The 23,998-nt window shown below is 61.1% G+C and carries 22 protein-coding genes; 8 read left to right on the top strand and 14 right to left on the bottom strand.

Annotation, left to right across the window (positions count from 1 at the left end; genetic code table 11):
- Positions 1-5: 5 nt before the first annotated feature.
- Positions 6-662 (bottom strand): HAD-IA family hydrolase, encoded by a 657-nt coding sequence (locus tag J2T60_RS03405; RefSeq protein ID WP_253445451.1) that lies wholly within the window; start codon positions 660-662, stop codon positions 6-8.
- The gene (locus tag J2T60_RS03400) at positions 659-1,606 is read right to left on the bottom strand and encodes an RluA family pseudouridine synthase (protein WP_253445449.1); all 948 of its coding nucleotides are present in this window, start codon (positions 1,604-1,606) and stop codon (positions 659-661) included. Before J2T60_RS03400 ends, J2T60_RS03405 begins: the two co-directional genes overlap by 4 nt.
- Before the next feature lie 502 nt (positions 1,607-2,108).
- Here J2T60_RS03400 and rne point away from each other — a divergent pair.
- Positions 2,109-4,991, top strand: coding sequence for a ribonuclease E (gene rne, locus J2T60_RS03395; protein ID WP_253445446.1), 2,883 nt, complete (start codon positions 2,109-2,111; stop codon positions 4,989-4,991).
- Between the two features lie 106 nt (positions 4,992-5,097).
- On the opposite strand, the gene J2T60_RS03390 is transcribed toward rne, so the two are convergent.
- Positions 5,098-5,571, bottom strand: a complete 474-nt coding sequence (locus tag J2T60_RS03390) for a low molecular weight protein-tyrosine-phosphatase (protein WP_253445443.1) — start codon at positions 5,569-5,571, stop codon at positions 5,098-5,100.
- 96 nt (positions 5,572-5,667) lie between these two features.
- Here J2T60_RS03390 and J2T60_RS03385 point away from each other — a divergent pair, with 96 nt between their 5' ends.
- A complete protein-coding gene (locus J2T60_RS03385) occupies positions 5,668-5,943 on the top strand; it encodes a hypothetical protein (RefSeq protein WP_253445440.1) in 276 nt (91 codons plus the stop codon).
- Positions 5,944-5,960: 17 nt separating this feature from the next.
- On the opposite strand, the gene kdsB is transcribed toward J2T60_RS03385, so the two are convergent.
- The 7 genes from kdsB to J2T60_RS03350 form a co-directional block, all read right to left on the bottom strand.
- The gene (kdsB, locus tag J2T60_RS03380) at positions 5,961-6,734 is read right to left on the bottom strand and encodes a 3-deoxy-manno-octulosonate cytidylyltransferase (RefSeq protein WP_253445437.1); all 774 of its coding nucleotides are present in this window, start codon (positions 6,732-6,734) and stop codon (positions 5,961-5,963) included.
- Entirely contained in the window at positions 6,731-6,919 is a 189-nt protein-coding gene (locus J2T60_RS03375) for a Trm112 family protein (RefSeq protein ID WP_253447589.1), read from the bottom strand. The genes kdsB and J2T60_RS03375 overlap by 4 nt, the downstream gene beginning before the upstream one ends.
- A 2-nt stretch (positions 6,920-6,921) precedes the next feature.
- Complete coding sequence (gene lpxK / locus J2T60_RS03370; protein ID WP_253445434.1) at positions 6,922-7,917, bottom strand: tetraacyldisaccharide 4'-kinase; 996 nt, start codon at positions 7,915-7,917, stop codon at positions 6,922-6,924.
- A 9-nt stretch (positions 7,918-7,926) separates the two neighbouring features.
- Positions 7,927-9,705, bottom strand: coding sequence for a lipid A export permease/ATP-binding protein MsbA (gene msbA, locus J2T60_RS03365; RefSeq protein ID WP_253445432.1), 1,779 nt, complete (start codon positions 9,703-9,705; stop codon positions 7,927-7,929).
- The gene (locus J2T60_RS03360; RefSeq protein ID WP_253445429.1) at positions 9,702-10,148 is read right to left on the bottom strand and encodes an ExbD/TolR family protein; all 447 of its coding nucleotides are present in this window, start codon (positions 10,146-10,148) and stop codon (positions 9,702-9,704) included. Before J2T60_RS03360 ends, msbA begins: the two co-directional genes overlap by 4 nt.
- Positions 10,145-10,762, bottom strand: coding sequence for a MotA/TolQ/ExbB proton channel family protein (locus J2T60_RS03355; protein WP_253445425.1), 618 nt, complete (start codon positions 10,760-10,762; stop codon positions 10,145-10,147). The genes J2T60_RS03360 and J2T60_RS03355 overlap by 4 nt, the downstream gene beginning before the upstream one ends.
- A 120-nt stretch (positions 10,763-10,882) precedes the next feature.
- Positions 10,883-12,934, bottom strand: coding sequence for a ComEC/Rec2 family competence protein (locus J2T60_RS03350; RefSeq protein ID WP_253445422.1), 2,052 nt, complete (start codon positions 12,932-12,934; stop codon positions 10,883-10,885).
- A 197-nt stretch (positions 12,935-13,131) separates the two neighbouring features.
- Between J2T60_RS03350 and J2T60_RS03345 the strand changes: the two genes are divergently transcribed.
- Positions 13,132-13,662 carry a DUF2062 domain-containing protein gene (locus J2T60_RS03345; RefSeq protein ID WP_253445419.1) on the top strand — a complete coding sequence of 177 codons (531 nt, stop codon included), beginning with the start codon at positions 13,132-13,134 and terminating at the stop codon, positions 13,660-13,662.
- 6 nt (positions 13,663-13,668) lie between these two features.
- Here J2T60_RS03345 and lolD read toward each other — a convergent pair whose 3' ends face one another.
- From lolD to sfsA, 3 genes are all read right to left on the bottom strand, one after another.
- Positions 13,669-14,349 carry a lipoprotein-releasing ABC transporter ATP-binding protein LolD gene (gene lolD / locus J2T60_RS03340; RefSeq protein WP_253445417.1) on the bottom strand — a complete coding sequence of 227 codons (681 nt, stop codon included), beginning with the start codon at positions 14,347-14,349 and terminating at the stop codon, positions 13,669-13,671.
- On the bottom strand, positions 14,342-15,592 hold the full coding sequence (locus tag J2T60_RS03335; RefSeq protein ID WP_253445414.1) for a lipoprotein-releasing ABC transporter permease subunit: 1,251 nt from the start codon (positions 15,590-15,592) through the stop codon (positions 14,342-14,344). The genes lolD and J2T60_RS03335 overlap by 8 nt, the downstream gene beginning before the upstream one ends.
- 63 nt (positions 15,593-15,655) lie before the next feature.
- On the bottom strand, positions 15,656-16,360 hold the full coding sequence (gene sfsA, locus J2T60_RS03330; RefSeq protein WP_253445411.1) for a DNA/RNA nuclease SfsA: 705 nt from the start codon (positions 16,358-16,360) through the stop codon (positions 15,656-15,658).
- A 145-nt stretch (positions 16,361-16,505) separates the two neighbouring features.
- Between sfsA and J2T60_RS03325 the strand changes: the two genes are divergently transcribed.
- The 5 genes from J2T60_RS03325 to J2T60_RS03305 all read left to right on the top strand — a co-directional run bounded on the left by J2T60_RS03325 (position 16,506) and on the right by J2T60_RS03305 (position 23,207).
- Complete coding sequence (locus J2T60_RS03325; RefSeq protein ID WP_253445409.1) at positions 16,506-16,808, top strand: hypothetical protein; 303 nt, start codon at positions 16,506-16,508, stop codon at positions 16,806-16,808.
- Positions 16,809-16,817: 9 nt separating this feature from the next.
- Complete coding sequence (locus J2T60_RS03320; RefSeq protein WP_253445406.1) at positions 16,818-17,909, top strand: agmatine deiminase family protein; 1,092 nt, start codon at positions 16,818-16,820, stop codon at positions 17,907-17,909.
- On the top strand, positions 17,906-18,790 hold the full coding sequence (locus J2T60_RS03315; protein ID WP_301288302.1) for a carbon-nitrogen hydrolase: 885 nt from the start codon (positions 17,906-17,908) through the stop codon (positions 18,788-18,790). The genes J2T60_RS03320 and J2T60_RS03315 overlap by 4 nt, the downstream gene beginning before the upstream one ends.
- Before the next feature lie 83 nt (positions 18,791-18,873).
- Positions 18,874-22,374 (top strand): transcription-repair coupling factor, encoded by a 3,501-nt coding sequence (mfd, locus tag J2T60_RS03310; RefSeq protein WP_253445403.1) that lies wholly within the window; start codon positions 18,874-18,876, stop codon positions 22,372-22,374.
- Between the two features lie 2 nt (positions 22,375-22,376).
- Positions 22,377-23,207 (top strand): CsiV family protein, encoded by an 831-nt coding sequence (locus tag J2T60_RS03305; protein WP_253445399.1) that lies wholly within the window; start codon positions 22,377-22,379, stop codon positions 23,205-23,207.
- A gap of 48 nt (positions 23,208-23,255) precedes the next feature.
- On the opposite strand, the gene J2T60_RS03300 is transcribed toward J2T60_RS03305, so the two are convergent.
- Positions 23,256-23,996 carry an S-methyl-5'-thioinosine phosphorylase gene (locus tag J2T60_RS03300; protein ID WP_253445396.1) on the bottom strand — a complete coding sequence of 247 codons (741 nt, stop codon included), beginning with the start codon at positions 23,994-23,996 and terminating at the stop codon, positions 23,256-23,258.
- Between the last annotated feature and the right edge of the window lie 2 nt (positions 23,997-23,998).

The following is a 23,998-nucleotide window of genomic DNA, read 5'->3' as shown; positions in this document are numbered from 1 at the left end:
CCCGGCTATATGCCCAGCCAGTCCGCCAGCTGGCCCACATGATCCAACAGCGCCATGGGCCGGCTTTCCCGAAGCCGTTTAGGCTCATGGGCGCCTTCACAAACCGCCACCGCCGGCATGTTCAGGGCCCGGGCCATATCCAGATCGTAGCTGGTATCCCCCACCATCAACGCCTGAGTGGCTTCCAGGCCGGTGAAAGTCAGAATATCCTCCAGCATTTGCGGATGCGGCTTGGAACGGGACTCGTCGGCACAACGGGTGACCACAAACCGCGCCTCCACGCCCATCTCCCGCATGGCCCGATCCAGCCCCACCCGTCCCTTGCCGGTGGCCACCGCGGACCAGAGCCCGGCCGCATCCAGCTGATCCAGCAATGCCCCGGCCCCCGGATACAAGGCGCCCTCATCCCGGTCTTCAGCCAGATAGCGTTCCCGGTAGGCCAAGGCGAAAGCCCGCGCCGTCTCTGGAGAAAGCCCGGGCATGGCAGTGGACAGGGCCCGATCGAGACTCAGTCCGATGACAGATCGGGCCTTGGCTTCAGAAGGCGGCGACAGACCCAGGTCCTGGGCCGCAGCCTGTATGGAGGCAACAATATGGCCGGTGGAGTCCATCAGGGTGCCATCCCAGTCGAAGATCACCAGCTGCAATTGCTCGAGCTTCATTCGCCGCCCTGCCCCGATTTCAGCTGCGCCAGGACCGAGGCTAGGTCATCATCCAGGGGCGCCTCCACCGAAACCACCTGACCCTCACGATCGGGATGCTGGAAACTCAGGGCGGAGGCATGCAGGAAAAGGCGCTTTAGGCCCAGGGCCTGACTCGCCCGGTCTGCCTCGGCATGGCCATAACGATTATCCGCTGCCAGCGGGTGCCCGCGATGGGCGGCATGAACCCGGACCTGATGGGTCCGCCCCGTATGCAGACGGGCCTCCACCAGGGTCCAGCCTGGAAAATGGGCCAGGGGCCGGAAATCGGTCCGCGAGGCCTTGCCCGTTTCGCTCACGTACATACGGTTTTCACCACTGTCTCGGGCGCTCCGCTGGAGCGGAGCCCGCACCGACTCGGCCGCCTCCCAGTGACCGAAGACAAGCGCCTGATAGGTCTTTTTGACCTGATTCTCCCGCAGGGCCGCGTGCAGACGACGTAACGTGGAACGCCGCTTGGCGATCAGCAGACAGCCACTGGTCTCCCGGTCCAGGCGGTGGACCAGCTCCAGATAATGACTGTCCGGCCGGGCCTGGCGCAGGCCGTCTATGAGGCCGAAATGCAGACCACTGCCCCCGTGTACCGGCACACCGGCAGGCTTGTTCAGCACGATCAGGCGGTCATCCTCGTATAGAATCCGGCGTTGCAGGCGATGCTGCAGCCGCTCCGGGACCTTTCCCGCCCGGCTGGCCCGGCCGCTCACCGGCGGGATACGGATCTGATCGCCGCTGACCAGCTTGTAGTGGGGCTTGGTTCGACGCTTGTTGACCCGAACCTGACCGGTGCGGAGCAGTCGGTAAACCAGCCCCTTGGGCACGCCCTTTAGAATCCGGCGCAAATAGTTGTCGATCCGCTGCCCGGCATCATCCTCGCCGGCCTCCACGAGACGCGGGCCATCTGTCATGAAATACTCCCGGGAATTGCGCTGATTGAGTCAGGCGGGTATCGCTGATATATTACCGGAGAGGTTCGCCCCGCCCAAATCCTGGGCCCTGGCCGGCACAACCCTGCCAAGCGGCACGCCGGAATGCAGGAGACCAACCGGGTGAATCCGGACGCAGACATGACAAGACTGCGCAGCAGTGAAGAGAAAGAAGGATAACTCTGCGAACAGAGTTCAGGGGGAGCCAGGCCGGCGAGAACATGCCGGGGCTCCATATGTTTTCATCGCTCGACCCTCCGGCGGTATGTACCGCGGATGGGCGACTTGGAAATGCGCTCCCACGCAGCAGCGTGGTCTGGAAGCGCCGAGTGATGAATGGCAGGATTTCAGGCAGCCGCCGAAAGCGGGCGGCGCCCGTGCGGCACGGATTCATTCTGTTTCCGTGGCTAAGATGAGACCTGTCCACGACAACGGCCTTCCCAGACCCTGCCAGCTGCCGGTTGAGCGCTAGCGGGATTTTTTCATGAAAAGAATGCTAATTAACGCAACTCAACCGGAAGAGTTGCGCGTGGCCATGGTGGACGGCCAACGCCTCTACGACCTGGATATCGAAGTCCTTTCCCGGGAACAGAAAAAGGCCAATGTCTACAAGGGCAAGGTCACCCGGGTGGAACCCAGCCTGGAAGCCGCCTTCGTCGATTTCGGCGCCCAGCGGCACGGTTTTCTCCCTCTCAAGGAAATTGCCCGCGGCTACTTCAAGGGCGAAACCGGAGACAATCCTGGCCGAGTCAACATCAAGGACGCCATTCAGGAAGGTCAGGAAGTGGTGGTCCAGGTGGACAAGGAAGAACGCGGCAACAAGGGCGCCGCCCTGACCACTTTCATCAGTCTGGCGGGCCGTTTCCTGGTGCTCATGCCCAATAATCCCCGGGCCGGTGGCGTTTCCCGCCGCATCGAAGGGGACGACCGGGCGGAAGTGCGCAAGGCCATGAGTGAAATGAACATCCCCGAAGGCATGGGGGTGATCGTTCGTACGGCGGGTGTCGGTCGCAGCACCGAGGAATTGCAATGGGACCTGGATTATCTGCTCCAGGTCTGGCGCGCCATTGAACAGGCGGCGGAAGAAAAGAAGGCCCCCTTCCTGATTTACCAGGAAAGCAATGTCATTATCCGCTGCATCCGTGATTATTTGCGTACGGACGTTGGTGAAATCCTGGTGGACAGCCCCGAAATCTACCAGGAAGCGCATAACTTCATGGCCCAGGTCATGCCCCACAACCTGGACAAGCTCAAGCATTACGACGATGACGTTCCCCTGTTCACCCGCTATCAGATTGAAAGCCAGATCGAATCGGCCTTTACCCGGGAGGTGCGCCTGCCATCCGGTGGTTCGGTGGTGCTGGACCACACCGAAGCCCTGACTGCCATCGATATCAACTCGGCTCGCGCCACCAAGGGGGGCGATATCGAGGAGACAGCGCTGAACACCAATCTCGAGGCCGCCGACGAAATCGCGCGTCAACTGCGAATCCGCGACATGGGTGGTCTGGTGGTGATCGACTTCATCGATATGGGCCCCGTCAAACACCAGAAGGATGTGGAGCAACGCCTTCGTGATGCTTTGAAGATGGACCGGGCCCGGGTCCAAGTCAGCCGCATTTCCCGCTTCGGGCTGTTGGAAATGTCCCGCCAACGTCTGCAACCGTCACTGGGTGAATCGAGCCAGGAAATCTGCCCGCGCTGCAAGGGCGAAGGCCGGATCCGCAGCGTGGACTCCTTGGCGCTGTCCATTCTCCGCATCCTGGAAGAAGAGGCGATGAAGGAGAATACGGCACGGGTGGTAGCCCAGTTGCCGGTGGACGTTGGCACCTACCTGCTCAATGAGAAACGGGAGCGTATTGCCGAGGTGGAACAACGCTGCAAGGTAGAACTGGTGCTGGTGCCGGACCGGCAACTGGAAACCCCGGACTACACCATCCACAGAATGCGGCATGACGAGGTCACCGAACTCAGTCAAAGCTCTGCCAGCTACCAGATCCGTTTCGAGGAACAGGAAGAAATCAAGAAACCCCATCAGCGGGGAGAAATCCGCAAGGTCGCCTCGGGCGAAACGCCGGCGGTGAAGAGCATCGCACCGGACAGTCCGGCCCCTACCCCGGCCGATGGTGAGAAAACCAAACCCACGGCCGTTGCAGCGCCCCAGGGGCCGGGGCTACTGGTCCGCCTGTGGCAATGGCTGTTCAGCAGCGGGGATGAGCAGCAAGACAAGTCCAAACGTCAGCCCCGTCGTCAGCGGGGGCAACGAGGAGAGCCTCGTCGCGAGGACGGTGACAAGCGCCGCTCGGATGGCAGTGGCAACCGACGTGGCCGTCGGGGCCGAGGCCGTCGCCGCCGTGGAGGCAACCGTGAAGACGGCGGGGACCGCCAGACAAGGCCCAGTGGCAACAAGCCAGGCCCGGACAAGCGCCAGAACAAACCTCAGGATGCCCAACCGCAGAAAGGCAAGAGCGACGATGCGGACGGTCAAGTCTCGAAAACCGATGGCAAGCCGGAGCAGCGCCAGGACGATGAACAACGCAAGAGTGGTGACGGTCGCGGCGGCCGAAGCACCCGGCGTGGCCGCCGCGGCGGCCGTCGGCGTCGCGGTGGTCAGCGAAACCGGGACCAGGGCCAGGGCCAGGGCCAGGGCCAGGACCGGGACCAGAACCGGGACCAGAACCGGGACCAGAACCGGGACCAGAACCGAGACCAGAACCGAGACCAGAACCGAGACCAGAACCGAGACCAGAACCGAGACCAGAACCGAGACCAGAACCGAGACCAGAACCGGGCCGCTGAAAAACCCGCACGGGATCAATCCCAGGCCCAGAGCCGTGGCGACTCAAATACCGCTGGCAATGGCCCGGAACGACATCAACCCGCCGAGTCAGGACCCAATCAAGGTACCAACGCGGAAGAAAGCCGCCTGAGTGCGGCCCGTGCGGCTCGCCTGGAAGAAACCAAGCGCGCCTATGAGGCCCAGCAAAAGGAAAACCTGAAATCCCAGGAACGGGGTCAGCCCGATACTCAGACACCCTCGCCCGCCACGGGTCCAGAGCAGGAGGCACGCCCGACGCGGGAGCAAGCCCCGGAGAATAAGCCAAAATCGGAATCCGTAGCCGATCGGACGCCGACGGCCGATGAGCCGCCAGCTCAGCGGAACAAGCCGCGTGAAGAAAAGCGCGACAGTGCCCCGGCCACTGACAAGCAATCCGATGACAATGCCGGCAAGGCAGAATCCGGAAAAGGCAACCCCGATCAGGGCCAGGGACGTCCGGTAGATTCCCAAGAAAAACCCCGGGAGCCGCAACGGCCCGAATCCGTCAATGGTGACAATCACAAGAATGATGATGATTCCAGGGACTAGCCATTCACGATAAGCCATAACAAAAAAGGCCGGTCGATGACCGGCCTTTTTTTTGTGGAGGAGATGAGTTGGCTTGGGCTTCGTTCGGATTGCTAGAGAAAGTTGATCACCGACTGCTGGAAGCCAGTCGGTGGATCAGGCCATCACAAGCTGACTCAATCAGGTCCAGCACCTTCTCAAAGCCCTTGTCGCCACCATAATAGGGATCCGGAACTTCCCTTTCCGAACTATCGGCGAATTCCAGTAGCAACTGCAGGCGCGCAGGACTGCCCGGTGGCTGCATTTCTTCGAGCATGCGCAGATTGGATTCATCGGCACAGAGGATCAAATCAAAACGGTGAAAATCCCCCTCCTCCACCCGGCGGGCGGTAATACCTTCCAGCGACACCCCGCGGCGGGCTGCCGCCTCAACAGCCCGCCCATCCGGCGGATGCCCCACATGGTAGCCATGGGTGCCGGCCGAATCGATCACCAGCGACAAGGCATGACCATGGGCCGTGAGACGATGACGGAAAACCGCCTCCGCCGTTGGTGAACGGCAAATATTGCCCATGCAGACAAACAAGATACGTTTGCTCATTTCAGTTTTCCTCAGCCATCATCCAAATGCAAAGCCCTTGCCAGCGATGGAGTTTAGCGCGACCATAGGCCGGACACAGGCCATCATGCGAGCATTATGGACAAAATCCCTTCAATCGAGGAACTGGAAGCGCTGATCGGCCGCCGAGTGCGTTATCTCAATCATGAATGGCACATCATCGAAGTGCTGGATGAAGAGATGGAGATCGTACTCCAGGCCGCTGATGACAGCGAACGGGTGCTCAGTAATGCCCATGGTGAACCAGTGCGTGCCCTGCCCGATGTACTGGGTCTCGGCATCAAGAACCCCCGAGGCGAGGGCCTAAACCCTGAGCTCAATAATATGGAAGTTCTGGACCCGCCCCATCAATAGGCGCCAAGCCAATCCGCTCAGCCGGCTTCGGCATCATTCAAGAGCTGCTCCACCCGCTCCGCATCTTCCGGCGTATCCACGCCCGGCCCCGGCATCTCCCCGGCCTGTCTCACCTGGATACGCAGTCCAATCCATAGAGCCCGGAGCTGCTCCAGCTGTTCAATCTGTTCAAGCTCACAAGGCGGTTCATTGGCCAGGCGGGCCAGGACCCCTGCCCGATAGCTATACAGACCAATATGTCGGTACACGGCCCGAGGGGCCGCCCCGTCACCGGCATGACGGTTGACCGGCTCATCGCGGTTCCAGGGGATGGGTGCACGGCTGAAGTAGAGGGCCGAACCGCTACGAGCCACCACCACCTTCACCACATTAGGGTTCATCAGCTCTTCAGCCGTATCGATAGGCCAGCAAAGGGTACCGATATCCGCCGAGGCTTCGTTGAGCAACTGATCCGCCACATCACGAATGGCAGACACGGGCATCAAGGGCTCATCCCCCTGAAGATTGACCACTACATCCTCATCCGGCCATCCCAGTTGGGAAACCACTTCCGCCACCCGGTCCGTTCCCGATGAAGCCGCGGGGCTGGTCATGCAAACCCGGGCGCCGAATTGCTCGCAATGAGTTCGTATACTGTGATCATCGGTTGCAATAATCACCGACTCGGCCCCGGCATCCACCGCCCGTTGCCAGACATGACGAACCATAGGCTCGCCCGCAATCCGCGTCAGAGGCTTGCCCGGAAACCGGATGGAACTATAGCGAGCCGGAATGACCACCTTGAAACTCATTTCAGCGCGTCCCTCTCCTCAAGACTGATACTTCTCGCCTCTTCTTCCAGCATCACCGGAATCCCGTCCCGAACCGGAAACGCCAGGCGATCCGCCTTGCAGATCAGCTCCTCATCCCCTCGTTGATAAATCAGCTTCCCCTTGCAGACCGGGCAAACCAGTAGCTCCAGGGTCTTGCGATCCACACTCATGGTGTTTCCTCATTCGAAATCAATGACTGAATATCGTCCAGCAATGCCTCTGAAGGACTCACTCGGGCCTTGAGCGGCACCCGCCACCAGTCCCCCTGGGACTGCCCATGCAGTTTAATGGCGTCCTTGTCGGTCATTAAGACCGGCAGGTAGTCCTCTTCCCCGGGCTGCCATTGCCCATGGTCGCCCGGCGTTTCCCGGAACAGTTTCAGGCCATACGCCTCCAGACTATCAAAAAAACGGGCGGGGTCACCGATTCCCGCTACCGCCCGAACCGGACCAGGCGCAAAGGCGCCGAGCGGCCGACTGCTACCGTCGGCAAGACGAACCGCCTCATCCACCGACAGGGTCATAGCAAGGCCCGTCTCGCCGGCGGGCACGCCCCCGCTCCAGATTGTCCAGTCCACCAGGCGGGCCCGGTCCACCGGTTCCCGAAGGGGGCCGGCAGGCAGCAATCGCCCATTCCCAAACCCCCGACTGCGGTCGATGACAAGCAGCTCCCGGTCTCGATGAAGACGGTAATGCTGCAGGCCATCGTCGCTGAGAATAAGATCGATGGAATGGTGGGCAAGCAACAACTGGCAAGCGGCCACACGATCCCGGCCCACCGCCACTGGAGAGGCTGTCAGGTGGTGCAGCAACAGAGGCTCGTCTCCCCCGCTTCGCCAGTCGTCATCCTCCCCCAGCAGGCGCAGGTCTTGCCGACGGCGACCATACCCCCGGCTGACGATACCAACCCTCAGCCCACGCGCTTTCAGCTGGCTGGCGAGCCAGGCCACCAGGGGCGTCTTGCCGCTTCCGCCGGCGGTGAGGTTGCCCACCACCACCACCGGCACAGGCGCCTGCCAGGCCCCTTCGGCGCGGCGTCGGTTCACGTCCACCAAACACCCTTGCAGACGGGCCAGCAGCCGCAGAGGCCATTCCGGCCTGCGGTCACCGTACCAGCGGCGATTCAGCCAAGCTTCCAGTCTTGGGCGCAGTCCGGTCCCCATGACTTGGTATTATTCCTCGAACTGCATGCGATGCAGCATGGCGTAGTGGCCGCCCTTTGTCAGCAGTTCACTGTGGCTGCCCGCCTCCACGATACGCCCCTGATCCAATACCAGGATGCGATCGGCGTTCTCGATGGTAGACAGACGATGGGCAATGACAAAGGTGGTCCGGTTTTCCATTAGTCGGGCCAGAGCCCGCTGGATATGACGTTCCGATTCGGTGTCCAGTGCCGATGTAGCCTCATCCAGAATCAACAGGGGCGCATCCTTGAGCAAGGCCCGAGCAATGGCAATACGTTGGCGTTGCCCCCCGGACAGCAATACGCCTCGATCCCCCACCACGGTCTCCAGCCCTTCCGGCAAACGCTCTATGAAATCCAGAGCATAAGCCTTGCGAGCCGCTTCCAGCACTGCCTTGCGATCAGTTTCTTCCAGGCTGCCATAGGCAATATTGTGTTCTACCGTGTCATTGAACAGGACCACATCCTGACTGACCATGGCAATTTGATTGCGCAGATCGGCACGCCGGTATTCTTGCAGAGGCACCCCGTCCAGAGTGATTTGTCCGCTGTCCGGATCATGGAAACGGGGCAGCAGACTTACCAATGTACTCTTGCCACTGCCGGAACGACCCACCAGGGCAATCACCTCCCCGACCTTCACGTCCAGATTGATGTCCTTGAGCACGGTTTCCTTGCCTTCGCCATAGCTGAAAGAGACGTTGTCGAATCTCACTTCACCTTCGGCGCGCTTGATGGTCCGGCTACCCCCCTCGTCTTCCGGCTCGGTATCCAGTAGGGCGAACACGCTGTGGGCTGCGGCAATCCCCTTCTGCAGAACCGCGTTCACATTGGCCAGATTCCGCAGCGGCGCCATGAGCAGCATGGCGGCCCCCAGAAAGGCCACGAAGGCCCCAACCGTGATCTGGTCCAGAACCCCGGGCAAGGTGGCGAAATAGATGATGCCGGTGATACCGATACCGGCAATCAACTGCACCACCGGGACACTGCCGGCCTTGGTGGCGACCATGCGCATATGCATGCGTCGGTTATGCTCATTAATGGATTCAAAACGGCGGGCTTCATAATCCTGTCCACCAAATACCTTCACCACCCGCTGGCCACCGATCACCTCCTCGGCCACCCGGGTTACATCCCCCATGGAGTTTTGAATCCGGCCGCTGTACTTTCGAAACCGTTTGCTGACAAAACGTACCAGCCCCATCAGCAAGGGGGCGGTTACCAGGAGGAAGGCCGTCAGGGGAATGCTGATCCACAGCATATAGGCCAACAAGGCCAGAACCGTCAGGGAGTCCCGAACCAGCACCGTAATGGCATTGGTCACCGATTCGGCAATCTGCTCGATGTTGTAAGTCAGCTTGGAAACCAGCACCCCGGAGGAAGACTGGTCAAAATAGTTCACTGGCAGCGCCAGCATCTGACGGAAGGTCTCGGTGCGCAACTGCTTGATCACTCGGCGCCCCACCCAGTTCATATAGAAGGTGGAGAGAAAGCCGGTGATTCCCCGGAGGATGAACAGGCCCATCAGGAACAGCGGCATGATACGGATGGCTTCCGGGTCCCGAGCCACCAAGCTCTCATCGGTCAGGGGCTTGAGGATGGCGGGGAAACCGGCCTGAGAGACAGCAAACAGACCCATACTGACCACTGCCACCAGAAATATCCGCCAATGGGGGGCCACATAGCCCAAAAGACGCCGATAGACCTGGAAGGCTTCCTTTTCGTGCTCGATACCCGGCGCACTTTGGCGGTTGGCGTCCCCAGTCATGGTCTCTCCTCGTCAACCGCGTCGGGTTCCGTCTCTTCCGCCGTCACCACCTGAATTTGGCTGAACCCCAGTTTTCCGGCCACATCCATAACCGTTACCACGGACTGATGACGGGCATTAGCGTCGGCCCGAATGGTTACCGGCACGTCCCGATCATCCCCGATCACCCGCCGGATGGCGGTATCCAGGGTTTCGGGGCGACTGTTTACCAGTTCCCGGCCATTGACGTAGTACACCCCGTCCGCTGACACCACCACTTCCAAGGGGCGATCCGGGGCTTCCTCCACACCTTCCAGCGAGGCTTCGGGGAGAATGATCTCCAGATCTGCCTCCCTGACAAAGGTGGTGGAAACCATGAAGAACACAAGCAGCAGGAAAACCACGTCAATCAATGGCGTGAGATTGACTTCCGGTTCTTCCGAACGGCGAGGCCGGAGATTCATCCCTGCCTCCCCGCATGACCACTCAAGGCATCAACCAGCTTCATGGCCTGCTGTTCCATGTCCACCACCAGCTCATCCACCCGGCCTCTCAGATAGCGATAGGCGATCAGTGAAGGAATGGCCACGGTCAAGCCGCCCGCTGTGGTCAACAAGGCTTCGGATATACCACCGGCCAGGGCGCCGGGATCTCCAACCCCATGGGCCGTGATAGCAGTAAAGACCCGCACCATGCCCACCACGGTGCCCAGCAACCCCAAAAGCGGGGTGATGGCGGCGATGGTCCCCAAGGTATTGAGGTAGCGTTCCAGGTCGTGGACCACGTGGCGACCGGTATCCTCCACGGTATCCTTCATCAGCTGTCGATCGCCGTGACGATGCATGAGTCCGGCAGCCAGAATGCGCCCCAGGGGTGAGTTGTTCCGCAACGCTTTGATGCGCTCATCGCTCAACTCACCACTCTGCAGCCATTGCCAGGCTTCCGCGGCCAGATGCGGCGGGGTGACTCTGCTTGTGCGAAGGGTCCAGAGACGCTCAGCGACAATACCGAAGGCGATGACGGAACAGAGGATGATGGGCAGCATCAACCAGCCGCCGGCCTGAATCAGTTCAAGCATTGTTGCCAGATGCTCCTTTCCGGGCGCCCTGCCCCGAGGGGCTGTCAGTGACGCAATATGAGTTAATGATCAGCCAGAATTGACCGCTGCATGATACTTGATTTGGCCCCCGGCCCGAAATCAGGGCCGCCACCAGTAGGGGCGCGGTGATTCAATCCGTATACGATCGCCGCTGATTTCCACTCTGGCGGTCCCGGACCACGCCTCGGCGCTGGCCGCCCAGACGGAATCGCCGTTCCGATCAAGAATACGGAGATCGTCCCGCCCCAGAACCAGCGAGCCAATCATACCCTGCCCCGTAACCTGGCAGAATGACTCCCCCGCCGCATCCATTTTGCGCTCGAATCGCCATCCATCCAGCTGGATTCCGTCACAATGACGCGCCGGGCCCGGACTGGCCCTACCGGGCTCCGGCATCAAAGCCGGCCAGCCCGACTGGGGCTTCACATGGCCGGGCATCAGGGCCAGCACAGGATCCAGGGAAGCAGGGCCCATGCTGCCTCTCGGGTTCAACAACAACCCCGCCGACTCGTCTCGGAGTTCAGCCGCTAACCAATGATTCAGGCTGGCTCGCAGATCCGGGCGACCCACATCCAGCCAGATCAATCGATCACCCGAGCCATGGATGGACCAAGCATGCCCGCCGCCCGGCAGGCCCCAATGTTGCAGCTGCCATTGACCAGGCGGCTCCGGCCGGGGACCCAGCACTACCGGCAGCAGGGCGCATAGCAGCAGACCGCGCGTCCACACCGGGCCGGGCAATAGAATGGCCGCCATGGCTAGCAAGCCGGTAAATACCCACACCGGACGGGGCTCCATGGTCGCCGTCAGGACTGGTCCTTCCGCCAGGACCCGAAGAATCCGCCACAGCCATTCCAGCACCTCGGCCCCCATCATCCAGGCCATCTGGGCCGGAACTGTCAGATCCATGACCCAAAACAGCGCTCCCAGCAGGGATATCGGGACCACCACTAGGCTGAATACAGGGACGGCCAGTGCATTTGCCACCGGCCCGGTAATTGGGCCAGATGCAAATAGGAGCATCAATAGGGGTAAAACGGCCAGACCGGTTACCCACTGAACCCGGACAAACACCAGCCAGGGCCGAGGGCGGTCACCAGCCGCTACCACCATCAACACCATGGCCACAAGCGCGAAGGACAGATAAAACCCCGCATCCATGACCGCCAGAGGGTCGAGCAGCAGCACCCCGACAGCAGCCAGGGACAAGCCTGCGGCGGGTCCTGTTTGGCGGCGGGTCAGGATCAGCAACACCAGCACCGAAAACATCAATAGGGCCCGTTGTGTGGGCAGGGCAAAACCGGCCAGTGTGGCGTAGGCGGCGGCCGTCACCAGGGCTAGACCGGCAGCTGCCACGGTGGCTGGGGTCCGCCCCGGCCGGTATCGGGCCAGAAGGTGTCCCAGGCCCAGGACCATTCCCCCCACAAGTCCGATATGCAGACCGGAAATCGCAACCAGATGGGTCGTTCCGGTGGCGTTGAGCACCCGCCAATGTTCTTCGGAGAATCCGCTGCGATCCCCCACTGTCACGCCGCGAATCAAGGCAGCTTCCGGACGACTTTCCAAAAACTGCTTGACGGCCTGGGACAGACTGCGACGCAGCTCGCTCACACCCGCTGGCGACGTCCGCAGTCGAATGGCGGTACCCTGGACATCCACTCGTGCCGAGCCGGCCAATCCCTGCCTGAAAAGCCAACGGTCACGGTCAAAAGCACCGGGCAAGGGCTCGCCCTCGCTCCCATCCAACCGCAAGGGCAGCCGCCATACTTCCCCACTTCGGGGTGCCAGCGCCGGTTGGGACCAGCTAAGGCGCAAGGGTCCCCCCCATGACTGTCCTGTTTCATCCAGGGGCTGGAATTCGAATCGCAGTCTTCCCGACTCTTCCACCACCAGACCGCTGATCCGACCTTCTATAGTCAGAGTCTGTCCGGGTTGCCAATGCGGCCCATGATTGAGTTGCTGGTGGACGGTAACACCACTGAGCAACAAGCCCAGCAGGAACCCAGATACCACCCATAGTGCCGGGCGCAGACATAGAACCGCGGCCAACAACAAGCCGGCGGAAAGCATCAACCAGGGGAGCTGAACACCGGCCGGTGCCCAGACCAGGAGAAAACAACCAAGAAACAGGCCGATTGCAAATCCCTGCATGTGACAGCTTCCTTGCCGCCCTTATGATTGAGAACCGATTTTACCGAAGCCGAAAAACTCTTGGGAGGTTACAATGTCGAATTTCCGGTGTCATTGGCAACCCAGGCTAGGGGAAATGGCCATCTGAAGGATGAGGTATGCCCAGGTCATTCTTTAAGCGACACATACCCCGGCGGGAACAGCTGGCGAAATTTCGCTTGTTGCGTCCCTTTGCCGCCCTCATGACGGATCCGGGCGTGTGGGCATTGAGCCGCCGAAGCACTGCCAAGGGCTTTGGCATTGGTGTTTTCTGTGCCTGGCTTCCCATCCCCTTCCAGACCCTTGTGGTCCTGACGCTGACCGTCTGGCTTCGGGTCAATCTACCCGTGGCCATTCTTGCCAGTTTCATTTCCAACCCATTCTCGATGGGGCCAATGATGGTCTCCGCTTACATGCTTGGCAACTGGATGTTGCAGCGCTCGCCCAAAATGGAAGAAGACAGCTTGAGCCTCGGCATGATTTTGCAGGAAATAGAAAGAATCGGAACACCGCTGCTGCTGGGCTCGATCACATTGGGCGTCATCACGGCATTAATCGCCGCCACCGTGATCAACATCACCTGGCAATATTCACTGATGCGGCAGTTTCGGCGCCGGAGAGCCAGACGCCGGCTTCTGGGGATTCGCTTTCGACGGCCCAAGCGTCGCCCCAGGGCAAGCAAGGCAGACGAACCTCGGAAATCGGAATAATACAACTCAGACTTTCAGAATACCGTCTTCCAGTTCATGGATGGTATTCATTCGGGCCGCCAGCTCCCGGTCATGGGTAACCATCACCAAAGCGGTGTTAAACCGTTCATTGAGCGTCAGCATTAGATCCGCCACCTGGCCGCCGGTGCGGGAATCCAGATTGCCCGTGGGCTCATCCGCCAACACACATTGAGGTCGGGTAACCAGGGCACGGGCCACCGCTGCACGCTGACGCTCCCCGCCGGAGAGCTCCCCCGGCTTGTGCTCAAGTCTGTGACCTAGACCCACCTGCTCCAACACTTCGGCCGCCGCTTCCCTGGCTTCGGTTGTTGGTACACGACGGATCAGAAGCGGCATGGCCGCGTTTTCCAAGGCCGTGAACTCCGGCAGCAAATGATGAAACTGATACACAAAGCCAATGGCCTGATTACGCAAACGCCCCCGCTCGGCATCCTTAAGGGCATGCATGCCCTGGCCATCCACCCAGACCTCCCCCTCGGTGGGCTGATCCAGGCCACCCATCAAATGCAGCAAGGTGCTCTTGCCGGAACCGGAAGCCCCCAGAATGGCGGCGGTCTCCCCGGACTGAATATCCAGCGACACCCCTTTCAGCACTTCCACGGTACGCCCGGCATCGGTAAAGGAACGGCTGAGATTGCGGCAGGCGATAACGGCATGCTTACTCATAGCGCAGGGCCTCCGCCGGTTGCGTCCGGGATGCTCGCCAGGCCGGATAGATAGTCGACAACACGGTCAGCACGAAGGCCAAGCCCGTAATTCGAGTCACATCAGACCACTGCAGGTCCGAGGGCAGATCACTGATGTAATAAACATCCGCCGGCAGGAACTCGGTATTGAACACATCCTCCAGCCAGGGCACGATCGACTCCACATTACTGGCCAGGGCCACGCCCAGACCCAGCCCCACCAGGGTGCCTACAATCCCGATCACCGTGCCTTGCACAATAAATATCCCCATCACCGAAGCCGGTGAGGTGCCGATGGTACGCAGAACAGCGATATCGGAACGCTTGTCGTTCACCACCATCACCAGGGTGGAGATAATATTGAAGGCCGCCACGGCAACAATCAGAAAGAGAATGATGAACATCACCGTCTTCTCAATCTGTAGAGCCGCAAAGAAATTGGCATGCTGGCGGGTCCAGTCCCGGACGAAATATCCGGAGCCCAGATTGGCGGCGATATCCCGGGCCACCGCCGGTGCCTCGAACATATCGTTCAGTTTCAGGCGAATCCCGCCCACCTCGCCCTCGTTGAAGCGGTAGAGGGTTCTTGCGTCATCAAGATGAATGAAGGCATGACTGCGATCGTATTCATACATGCCCACCTCGAACAGGCCGGCCACATCAAACCGTCGCATGCGGGGCCTGAAGCCGGCCACCGTCACATTACCTTCAGGCACCATGAGAAAAACCTGATCTCCCACTGATACCCGCAGGGAACGAGCCAGTTCGCTACCGAGAATCACCCGATACTCCCCCGCTGCCAGGTTTTCCAGCTGCCCCTCGAGCATTTCATTGCCCACATCGGACACGGCCGGCTCTTCATCGGGCAGGATGCCCCGGATCATGCCACCGGTCAGCTCTCCCTGGCGGGCCAGCATGCCCTCCCGCTCGATGAAGGGCGCTGAGCCCAGGACACGTTCATCACCGCGAATCTCTTCCCGCAGGGATTCCCAGTCACTCACCCGCCCGCCATAGCTGGTGATACTGGCGTGGGAGACCATCCCGAGAATGCGATCCCGCAGTTCTTTCTCGAAACCGTTCATCACCGACATGACAGTAATCAGAGCCGCCACGCCAACGGTGATTCCCAGCACCGAGGTGACGGAAATGAAGGAGATGAAATGGTTGCGGCGCTTGGCGCGAAGATAGCGCAGGCCGACAAAAAACTCGTAAGGTCTGAACATGGGGCGGGATTAAACCATACCGGGGCGGACTTTTATAGCGGACCGCGTGAATCTCTGTGCTTGTCAGACCGTAGCCTCCAGCTGTCGTTCCAAGCAGATCCCAAAAGGACTCAATCGGGCTCCCAGGGCCAATACTTCTACCCCGGCCTCCGCCGCTCTCGCCAGCGCCCGGGTATAGACCGGATCAATCTCCCGGGCCGGCACCACTCGATCGATGTCCTCCCGCTGGACACAGAAGCACAATACGGCGCGCTCCCCGGCTCGCACTGAATCCACCAGATGATCCAGATGGCGTGCAGCCCGGGCGCTGACCGCGTCCGGAAACAGCGCCTCCCGCCCCCGGGCAGCGGCGGTGACATTCTTCACCTCCACCCAGCAGGCCGCCCGATCCCCGGATTCCAGCAGCAGATCGGTACGCCCGCCGGAGGGATGGGCTACCTCCCGTCGCAGGGAGTCATAACCAGCCAGCGCCTTCACCCAGCCGGCCTTAATGGCTTCCGTCACCAACGCATTGCTGCGACCGGTATGAATACCCACCAGGGCCCCGGTACCCGTTTGAACCAGCTCCCAGGTCCATTTCAGCCTCCGCCCTGGTTTGTCCGCCGGACTCAGCCAGACCCGCAGACCCTGGGCCCGGCAACCCAACATGGAACCGGTATTGGGACAATGGGCCGTGACATGACGTCCGTCATCCAGCACCACATCAGCAAGAAAGCGCTTGTAACGCCGGATCAGACGTCCAGCCAGCAAGGGTGTTTCGAATTCCACGCAGCAGACACTCTCCCGTTGTTGTGATTCTGGCAGTGGCAACAGAACCGAGCCTATCACGCCCGCCCCCTGGGGCCGGGCCTTTCCAGGCGGGGGCAGGCCTGCTATATTCAAATACTTAAGCAATAAACCTAGAGGATTGGTCATGACTTCCCGAAGCAAGATTTGCCTGTCCGCAGTGGCCATTGCCCTGCTGTCCCATGGCAGCGTCATGGCCGAACCCCGCTCCGGTGGCGACCGGCTCTGGATCGAGGATGCCGAGTCCCATGACATTGATGTGCCGAGCCGTGGTATGAACATGGAAAATGTCCGCAATGTCCATGGTGAGCCCCGGGACATCGAGGGCCCGGTGGGGGATCCCCCCATTACCCGCTGGGTCTACGAGGATTACAGCGTGTATTTTGAACACGAACTGGTGCTTCACACGGTACTGGAAGCCACAGACTGACCTTCATTGATGGCTGAATCCCCTCCTCCACCCAGCCGCCGCCTGCCGGCGGAATGGGCCTGTCAGAGTGCGGTCCAGCTAACCTGGCCCCATGACGAGGGTGATTGGGCACACAACCTGCAACCGGCCCGCCGTTGTTTTACCCAAATTGCCACCGCCCTGTCCCGCTACCAGACCGTATTGATCGTTGCTCGGGACGACGGCGAATGGCATGCCATCAGCCGGGCGCTGGCAGCAGCCGGCGCCCACCTGCCCCGGTGCCGCTTTGTGCTCGCCCCCAGTGATGACAGTTGGGCCCGGGACCATGCCCCGCTTACTGTAACCACGCCGCAAGGCCCGGCACTGATCAAATTCACCTTCAATGGCTGGGGCGGAAGGCATCCCGCGAATAAGGACAATCAACTGGCGCAAGCACTGCACTCGCAAGGCGTATTCGGGAAATGCCCGCTCATTGAGAGCGGACTGATCCTGGAGGGCGGCGCTATCGAAACCGATGGCCAGGGGCATTTTCTGCTTCGTGAAAGCTGCATCGTGAACGAAAATCGCAATATCGGCATGAACCATTCCGCCATGGCGCAGGCCCTGCAGGAATGGCTGGGTGCCGAGCGGATTCACTGGCTGAGCACGGGGAATCTGGCCGGTGACGACACCGACGGCCATATCGATACCCTGGCTCGTTTCGGCCCCCAGGGGGCGGTGCTGCATCAGAGCTGTGACGACGCCACAGATCCTCATTTCGAGCCCCTTGCTGCCATGGCGGACGCCCTGCGGGGCCTGCTTGACCCGACAGGCCGGGAAAGGGCCCTGATCCCCTTGCCCCTGCCCCGCCCCATCCATGACAGCAAGGGGCGTCGCATGCCCGCCGGTTATGCCAATTTCCTGGTAGCCAATCAGCAAGTACTGGTGCCCACCTACCAGGATCCGGCCGATGAAACCGCTTTACTGAAGATTGGCGCGGCCTTTCCCGAGCATGAAGTCCGCGGCATCGATTGCCGGGCCCTGATTCGCCAGGGTGGCAGCCTGCATTGCGTTACCATGCAATATCCGGATGGTGTGGTACCGGCAGACGCGGGCCTACCCGCCCAGGAAGGTGGAGCATGACGGAATTGAATGTGGCGCTGATCCAGGATCGAGACCGGGGCAGCGTCCAAGCCAATCTGCAGCAAATCGAGGCGCAGGTTCGCAAGGCAGCCCAACAGGGGGCGCAGCTGGTCTTGCTGCAGGAGCTCCACAACAGCCCCTATTTCTGCCAGCAGCAGGACACGGCGGTCTTCGATCTCGCCGAGCCCATTCCCGGCCCCAGTAGCGAGCGGCTGAGCCGCCTGGCCCGGGAAACCGGCACGGTGATCGTTGGCTCCCTGTTCGAACGGCGCGCCGCCGGCCTTTACCACAATACCGCCGTGGTGCTGGACCGGGACGGACGCCTGGCCGGCCGCTACCGCAAGATGCACATCCCCGATGACCCCGGTTTCAATGAGAAGTTCTATTTCACGCCGGGAGACCTGGGCTTTGAGCCCATCGACACCGCCGTGGGCCGACTGGGGGTGCTGGTCTGCTGGGACCAGTGGTATCCGGAGGCGGCCCGCCTGATGGCCCTGGCCGGCGCTGATCTGCTCCTCTATCCCACCGCCATTGGCTGGTCCGCCGAGGACGACCAAGACGAACAAGCCCGCCAGCTGGACGCCTGGCGGACCGTTCAGCGAGGCCATGCCGTGGCGAATGCCTTGCCAGTACTGGCCTCTAATCGCGTCGGCTACGAAGCCCACCCGGAACCCCATCTACCGGGCATCCAGTTCTGGGGACACAGCTTCATCTGCGGGCCGCAGGGCGAATTGCTGGCCGAGGCGGACGAGACGGCGGCTCTGATCCAGGCCCGGCTGGACCTGAGGCACAATGAGCAGGTCCGCCGTATCTGGCCCTTTTTTCGGGACCGCCGCGTGGATGCCTATGGCGACCTTTTCCGCCGTTTCAGGGATGAGTAAAGCGCACACGCCTCTGTAGCCGTGTATGCGATAATGGGGGTTTGTCGATCATCCAAGCTGCAGAGTCCCCTAGCTGAATTCACATGGCCGTCAACGAAAACATCGCCAAAGCCTCCCTGTCCCGCCCCTCACTCCCAGATGGTCCCGGCGACCGCCGCCGCTGGGGCCGGTTGTATGGCTCTGCTCGCAGTCTGATCACTGCCCGCGCAGCCGCCCGTGCCCGCGGCCCGCTACTACTGATCTGTGAAAGCGTGCAGGAGGCCGAGGCTCTGACCGATGAGGTGCGCTTCTTTGCCCGGGCCGAGGATCTAACGGTCTCCATTTTCCCTGACTGGGAAACACTGCCCTACGATGTCTTCTCCCCCCACCAGGACATCATTTCCGACCGGCTAGCGACGCTGGCTACGCTGCCGGACATGGAACGGGGTGTGGTGATCACTGCGGCCCAGACCCTGATGCAACGCCTGCCCCCGGTAAGCTATGTCAGTGGTGGTGCCCTGATGCTGGACACCGGGCAGCGACTGGATATTGATCAACTCCGGCTACGCCTGGAAACCGCCGGCTACCGGGCCGTCTCCCAGGTTATGGAACACGGGGAGTTCGCAGTGCGGGGTTCGCTGGTGGACGTGTTTCCAATGGGGAGCCGCCAGCCCTTCCGCATTGATCTGTTCGATGACGAAATCGAATCCCTGCGCGCCTTTGACCCGGACACCCAGCTGACCACCGAAAAACTAGAGCAGATCCGAATGCTGCCGGCGCGGGAATTCCCCCTGGGGGAGGAGGCTATTCGACAGTTCCGCCAGCGGTATCGACAGCAATTTGAAGGCGACCCGCAGCAAAGCGAGATCTACCGGGCCATCAGCGACGGCAATCAGCCGGGCGGGATTGAGTATTACCTGCCCCTGTTCTTTGACGAGACCGCCAGCCTGTTCGACTACCTGCCGGATGTGGCCACGGTGGCCATGACCGATGGGGCCTTTCCGGCCCTGGAACGACAATGGCAGGAAATCCAGGAACGCTACCAACAGCGAGGCCACGACCGGGAACGCCCCTTGCTGGAGCCGGCGCGCATCGCCCTGGTCCCGGAAGCGGTACAAGCCGCCCTGGAACGTCATGGTCAGGTCTACCTGGAACGCCCGGAAGGCGCCCACGACCCAGAAGCCCTGCCGGTGGACAACTTTGCCACCCGGGCGCCGCCCCGCCTGCCCCTGGATCACCGGGCCGAGGACCCGGCCCGGGCCCTGAGCGAATTCCTGGATGATTTTGACGGTGCCATCCTGATTACCGCCGAATCCCCCGGCCGACGGGAAGCCCTGATCGACATGCTCTCGGAACGGCAACGCAAGCCTGTGCAGGTCGGTGACTGGCAGGGCTTTCTGAAACAAACGCCACCGCTGGCCATTTGCGTGGCGGAATTGACCGAGGGCCTGATCCTGCCGGACGAAGGCCTGGCGGTGATTGCCGAGCCTCAACTGTTCGGAGAACGGGCCCAACAGCGCCGACGACGCCGAGCGGTCAAGGACCCGGAAACCATTGTCCGGGACCTCACCGATCTCAGCGAAGGCGCCCCGGTGATCCATGAGGAACACGGGGTGGGCCGTTACCTGGGCCTGCAAACCCTGGATATGGGCGATGAGCCCACCGAGTTCCTGACACTGGAATACGCCGGCGGCGACAAGCTCTACGTACCGGTGGCCTCGCTGAATCTGATCAGTCGTTACACCGGAACCAGCCCCGAAAATGCCCCCCTCCATCGCCTGGGCTCGGACCAGTGGGACAAGGCCCGCAAACGGGCTGCCAGAAAGGCCCGGGATGTGGCCGCCGAGCTGCTGGATCTCTATGCCCGCCGCTCGGCCCGGCAGGGCACCGCCTTCAAGGTGGAGGAAAAGGAACGCCGGGCCTTCGAGGAGGATTTCCCCTTTGAGGAGACCCCCGACCAGGCTACGGCCATCCAGGCAGTGGTGGACGATCTCAAGTCCACCCAGCCCATGGACCGGGTGGTCTGTGGCGATGTGGGCTTTGGCAAGACCGAGGTCGCCCTACGGGCCGCCTTTGTGGCGGTGCAGGCCGGCAAGCAGGTAGCGGTACTGGTGCCCACCACCCTGCTGGGTCGCCAGCATCTGGATACTTTCAAGGACCGCTTTGCCGACTGGCCCATCAAGATTGCGTCTCTGTCCCGCATGGGCAGCGGCAAGGACAAGACCACCACCCTAGAAGGTCTTGCGGAGGGAACCGTAGATATCGTCATCGGCACCCACAAGCTCTTGTCCCGGGATGTGAAGTTCAAGGACCTGGGGCTGGTGATCATCGATGAGGAACACCGTTTCGGTGTCCGGCACAAGGAACAACTCAAGCAATTGCGAGCCGAGGTGGATGTGCTGACCCTCACCGCCACGCCCATTCCCCGCACGCTGAATATGTCCCTGGCCGGCATCCGGGACCTGTCCATCATCGCCACCCCCCCGGCGGAACGCCTGTCGGTCAAGACCTTCGTGAATGAGTGGTCCGATGGACTGATTCGGGAGGCCTGTCTGCGGGAAATCCGCCGGGGTGGACAGGTCTATTTCCTGCACAATGAGGTCAGAACCATCGATCGAACCGCCAGCCGACTGCGCGAACTACTACCGGAAGCCCAGGTGGAAGTGGCCCACGGCAAAATGCGGGAATCGGAGATGGAGCGGGTGATGCTGGATTTCTACCATCGACGGGCCAACATCCTGGTCTGCTCCACCATAGTGGAGAGCGGGATTGACGTACCCACGGCCAACACCATCATCATCAACCGGGCGGACAAGTTCGGCCTGGCACAGTTGCATCAGCTCCGTGGCCGGGTAGGTCGTTCCCATCATCGGGCCTATGCCTATTTGCTCACCCCGCCCCGGAACGCCATGACCGCCGATGCCGTCAAACGCCTGGAGGCCATCGAGTCCCTGGAAGACCTGGGAGCCGGCTTTACCCTCTCCACCCATGACCTGGAAATCCGGGGTGCCGGGGAACTCTTGGGGGATGAACAGAGCGGTCAAATCCACGAAGTGGGCTTCAGCCTTTATACCGAACTGCTGGAACGAGCCGTTAAATCCCTCAAAGCGGGCGAGGAGCCGGAACTGGACAAGCCGCTCAACCACGGCCCGGAAGTGGAGCTTGGGGTCCCTGCACTGCTACCGGAGGATTATGTGCCCGATGTGCACACCCGGCTGACCCTCTACAAACGTATTGCCAGCGCCAAGGACAGTGAGACATTGCGGGAGCTGCAAGTGGAGATGATTGACCGCTTCGGTCTGTTACCGGACTATGCCAAGAACCTGTTTTTGACCGCAGAGGTCCGACTGCTGGCCCAGCCCCTGGGAATCCGCCGGGTGGAAATGGGTCCGGAGGGTGGACGGCTGGACTTCGAGGAAGAACCCGATATCAACCCGGTGGCACTGATTGATCTGGTGCAAAGCAAACCCAACCGCTTCAAACTGGACGGCCAGACCCGCTTGCGTTTTCATGAGGAATTACCCGAGCGGGATGATCGCGTAAGCTATCTGCGGGATATTCTGGCCCGGCTCAAACCCGATGATGAACAGAGAAAGGCAGGCTGACCATGAAACGATTGCTCGCCCTTGCCGGCGTCACCCTCACATTCTCCCTTTTGGGCCTGTCCCATAATGCGGCCCAGGCCGAGACGGATATCAGGCAGCTGGATGTGGAGGTCATTGTATTTCAGCGCAATGGCGATACCGGCCATGATGAAGAACGATGGATAAATGACCCCGGCATGCCGCCGACGCTGGAGGCTGCCGTGGAGCTGGACAGCGAAGAAGCCCGGGAGCTGGATATACGGTCTGTATCCGGTAGCCGACTGAGGGATGTGCTGGACCGCCTGGATTCCGATGATCGTTATGAGGTTTTGACCCATCATCGCTACCAGTTGCCGGAACTGGAAAGAGACGATGCCCCGGTTCTGCGTCTTTATGTGGATCGCCGGGCCCAGGAGGGCCGTGATGCCGATTCAGACGCAACGGAAGAACCCCAACAAGCCACCTTTCAGGATGAACACTTGGGCCAGGCCGGAGAAAGCGGCGAGTCTGAGATAAGCCGCGAGGACGAAGAGCAACTGGACCTTGCCCGCCCCCTGGACGGCACCTTGACGGTCTACCGGAACCGCTTCTTTCATGCCGCTGCCGATCTAATCTTCAACCCGGAGCTGGATGACCGCCGAGCAGCGGAGGATGCCGCCCAGGAACGGCGCCAGCAACTGCAGGATCTGCTCTCAGGTCAGGGGGATTTCGACAGCCTGAGAAGCCGGGAGCAGCTGGAACCCTTTATTGGATATCGTCTCAATGAACGCCGTCGCGTGCGACGATTGGGCGAACTGCATTATCTGGACCATCCCCGCTTCGGTGTCATCGTCCGGGTGGGCCGGCCGGAATAATCCGCAGTACCGAATCCAAGCCTAGAGGGCCATGAACGCCATGGCCCTCTAGGCCCCGTTTTTCAACAAGGCCCCCATGATGGCACGCGCCTTGTCCAGGCCAATATTGAGGTTGGCCTCGATATCCGCATGGATATCCGCCTCACCCCGACCGGCGGCATGGTTGGCAATCACGGCACAGCAAGCATAGGACAAGCCCAGCTCTCGCGCCAGGGCTGCTTCGGGCATGCCGGTCATGCCCACGATGTCGCAACCATCCCGTTCCAATTTGTCGATCTCGGCGGCCGTTTCCAGCCTCGGGCCTTGTGTCGCGCCATAGGTCCCGTCGTCACTCACCGGTATATCAGCCTCCTTGGCCGCGACTAGCAACCATTGGCGCAGTTCGGGACAATATGGCTGGGTGAAGTCGATATGGGTCACGCCCTTGAGCTCTCCCTCAAAAAAGGTGTGATCCCGTCCCCAAGTGTAGTCCAGGATTTGATCCGGAATGGCCACCCCCCCGGGGATCATATCTTCCCGAATGCCCCCCACCGCGGCTACGGACAGTACCCGCCGCACGCCAACCCGTCGCAAAGCCCAGAGATTGGCACGATAGTTGACCTGATGGGGTGGAATGGTATGCCCATGTCCATGCCGGGCCATGAAAGTCACTTCCGTGCCGCAGAAACGACCATGAACCACGGGTCCGGAAGGCTCACCGAATGGGCTGGCAACCACTTCCCGGTGGGTAATTTCCAGACCATCCAGCTCCGTCAGCCCCGTACCACCAATAATTGCCAATTCGGCCATTT

The sequence above is a fragment of the Natronospira proteinivora genome, assembly GCF_024170465.1.
GTDB lineage: Bacteria > Pseudomonadota > Gammaproteobacteria > Natronospirales > Natronospiraceae > Natronospira > Natronospira proteinivora.
Note: the sequence above shows the minus strand (reverse complement) of the source record. Positions and strands in the feature narration are given on the sequence as shown.

Bases quoted from the DNA above. Each gene is read 5' to 3' on its own strand.
- J2T60_RS03405 (WP_253445451.1), bottom strand. From the start codon at position 662: ATGAAGCTCGAGCAATTGCAGCTGGTGATCTTCGACTGGGATGGCACC.
- J2T60_RS03400 (WP_253445449.1), bottom strand. From the start codon at position 1,606: ATGACAGATGGCCCGCGTCTCGTGGAGGCCGGCGAGGATGATGCCGGG.
- rne (WP_253445446.1), top strand. From the start codon at position 2,109: ATGAAAAGAATGCTAATTAACGCAACTCAACCGGAAGAGTTGCGCGTG.
- J2T60_RS03390 (WP_253445443.1), bottom strand. From the start codon at position 5,571: ATGAGCAAACGTATCTTGTTTGTCTGCATGGGCAATATTTGCCGTTCA.
- J2T60_RS03385 (WP_253445440.1), top strand. From the start codon at position 5,668: ATGGACAAAATCCCTTCAATCGAGGAACTGGAAGCGCTGATCGGCCGC.
- kdsB (WP_253445437.1), bottom strand. From the start codon at position 6,734: ATGAGTTTCAAGGTGGTCATTCCGGCTCGCTATAGTTCCATCCGGTTT.
- lpxK (WP_253445434.1), bottom strand. From the start codon at position 7,917: ATGGGGACCGGACTGCGCCCAAGACTGGAAGCTTGGCTGAATCGCCGC.
- msbA (WP_253445432.1), bottom strand. From the start codon at position 9,705: ATGACTGGGGACGCCAACCGCCAAAGTGCGCCGGGTATCGAGCACGAA.
- J2T60_RS03360 (WP_253445429.1), bottom strand. From the start codon at position 10,148: ATGAATCTCCGGCCTCGCCGTTCGGAAGAACCGGAAGTCAATCTCACG.
- J2T60_RS03355 (WP_253445425.1), bottom strand. From the start codon at position 10,762: ATGCTTGAACTGATTCAGGCCGGCGGCTGGTTGATGCTGCCCATCATC.
- J2T60_RS03350 (WP_253445422.1), bottom strand. From the start codon at position 12,934: ATGCAGGGATTTGCAATCGGCCTGTTTCTTGGTTGTTTTCTCCTGGTC.
- lolD (WP_253445417.1), bottom strand. From the start codon at position 14,349: ATGAGTAAGCATGCCGTTATCGCCTGCCGCAATCTCAGCCGTTCCTTT.
- J2T60_RS03335 (WP_253445414.1), bottom strand. From the start codon at position 15,592: ATGTTCAGACCTTACGAGTTTTTTGTCGGCCTGCGCTATCTTCGCGCC.
- J2T60_RS03325 (WP_253445409.1), top strand. From the start codon at position 16,506: ATGACTTCCCGAAGCAAGATTTGCCTGTCCGCAGTGGCCATTGCCCTG.
- J2T60_RS03320 (WP_253445406.1), top strand. From the start codon at position 16,818: ATGGCTGAATCCCCTCCTCCACCCAGCCGCCGCCTGCCGGCGGAATGG.
- J2T60_RS03315 (WP_301288302.1), top strand. From the start codon at position 17,906: ATGACGGAATTGAATGTGGCGCTGATCCAGGATCGAGACCGGGGCAGC.
- mfd (WP_253445403.1), top strand. From the start codon at position 18,874: ATGGCCGTCAACGAAAACATCGCCAAAGCCTCCCTGTCCCGCCCCTCA.
- J2T60_RS03305 (WP_253445399.1), top strand. From the start codon at position 22,377: ATGAAACGATTGCTCGCCCTTGCCGGCGTCACCCTCACATTCTCCCTT.
- J2T60_RS03300 (WP_253445396.1), bottom strand. From the start codon at position 23,996: ATGGCCGAATTGGCAATTATTGGTGGTACGGGGCTGACGGAGCTGGAT.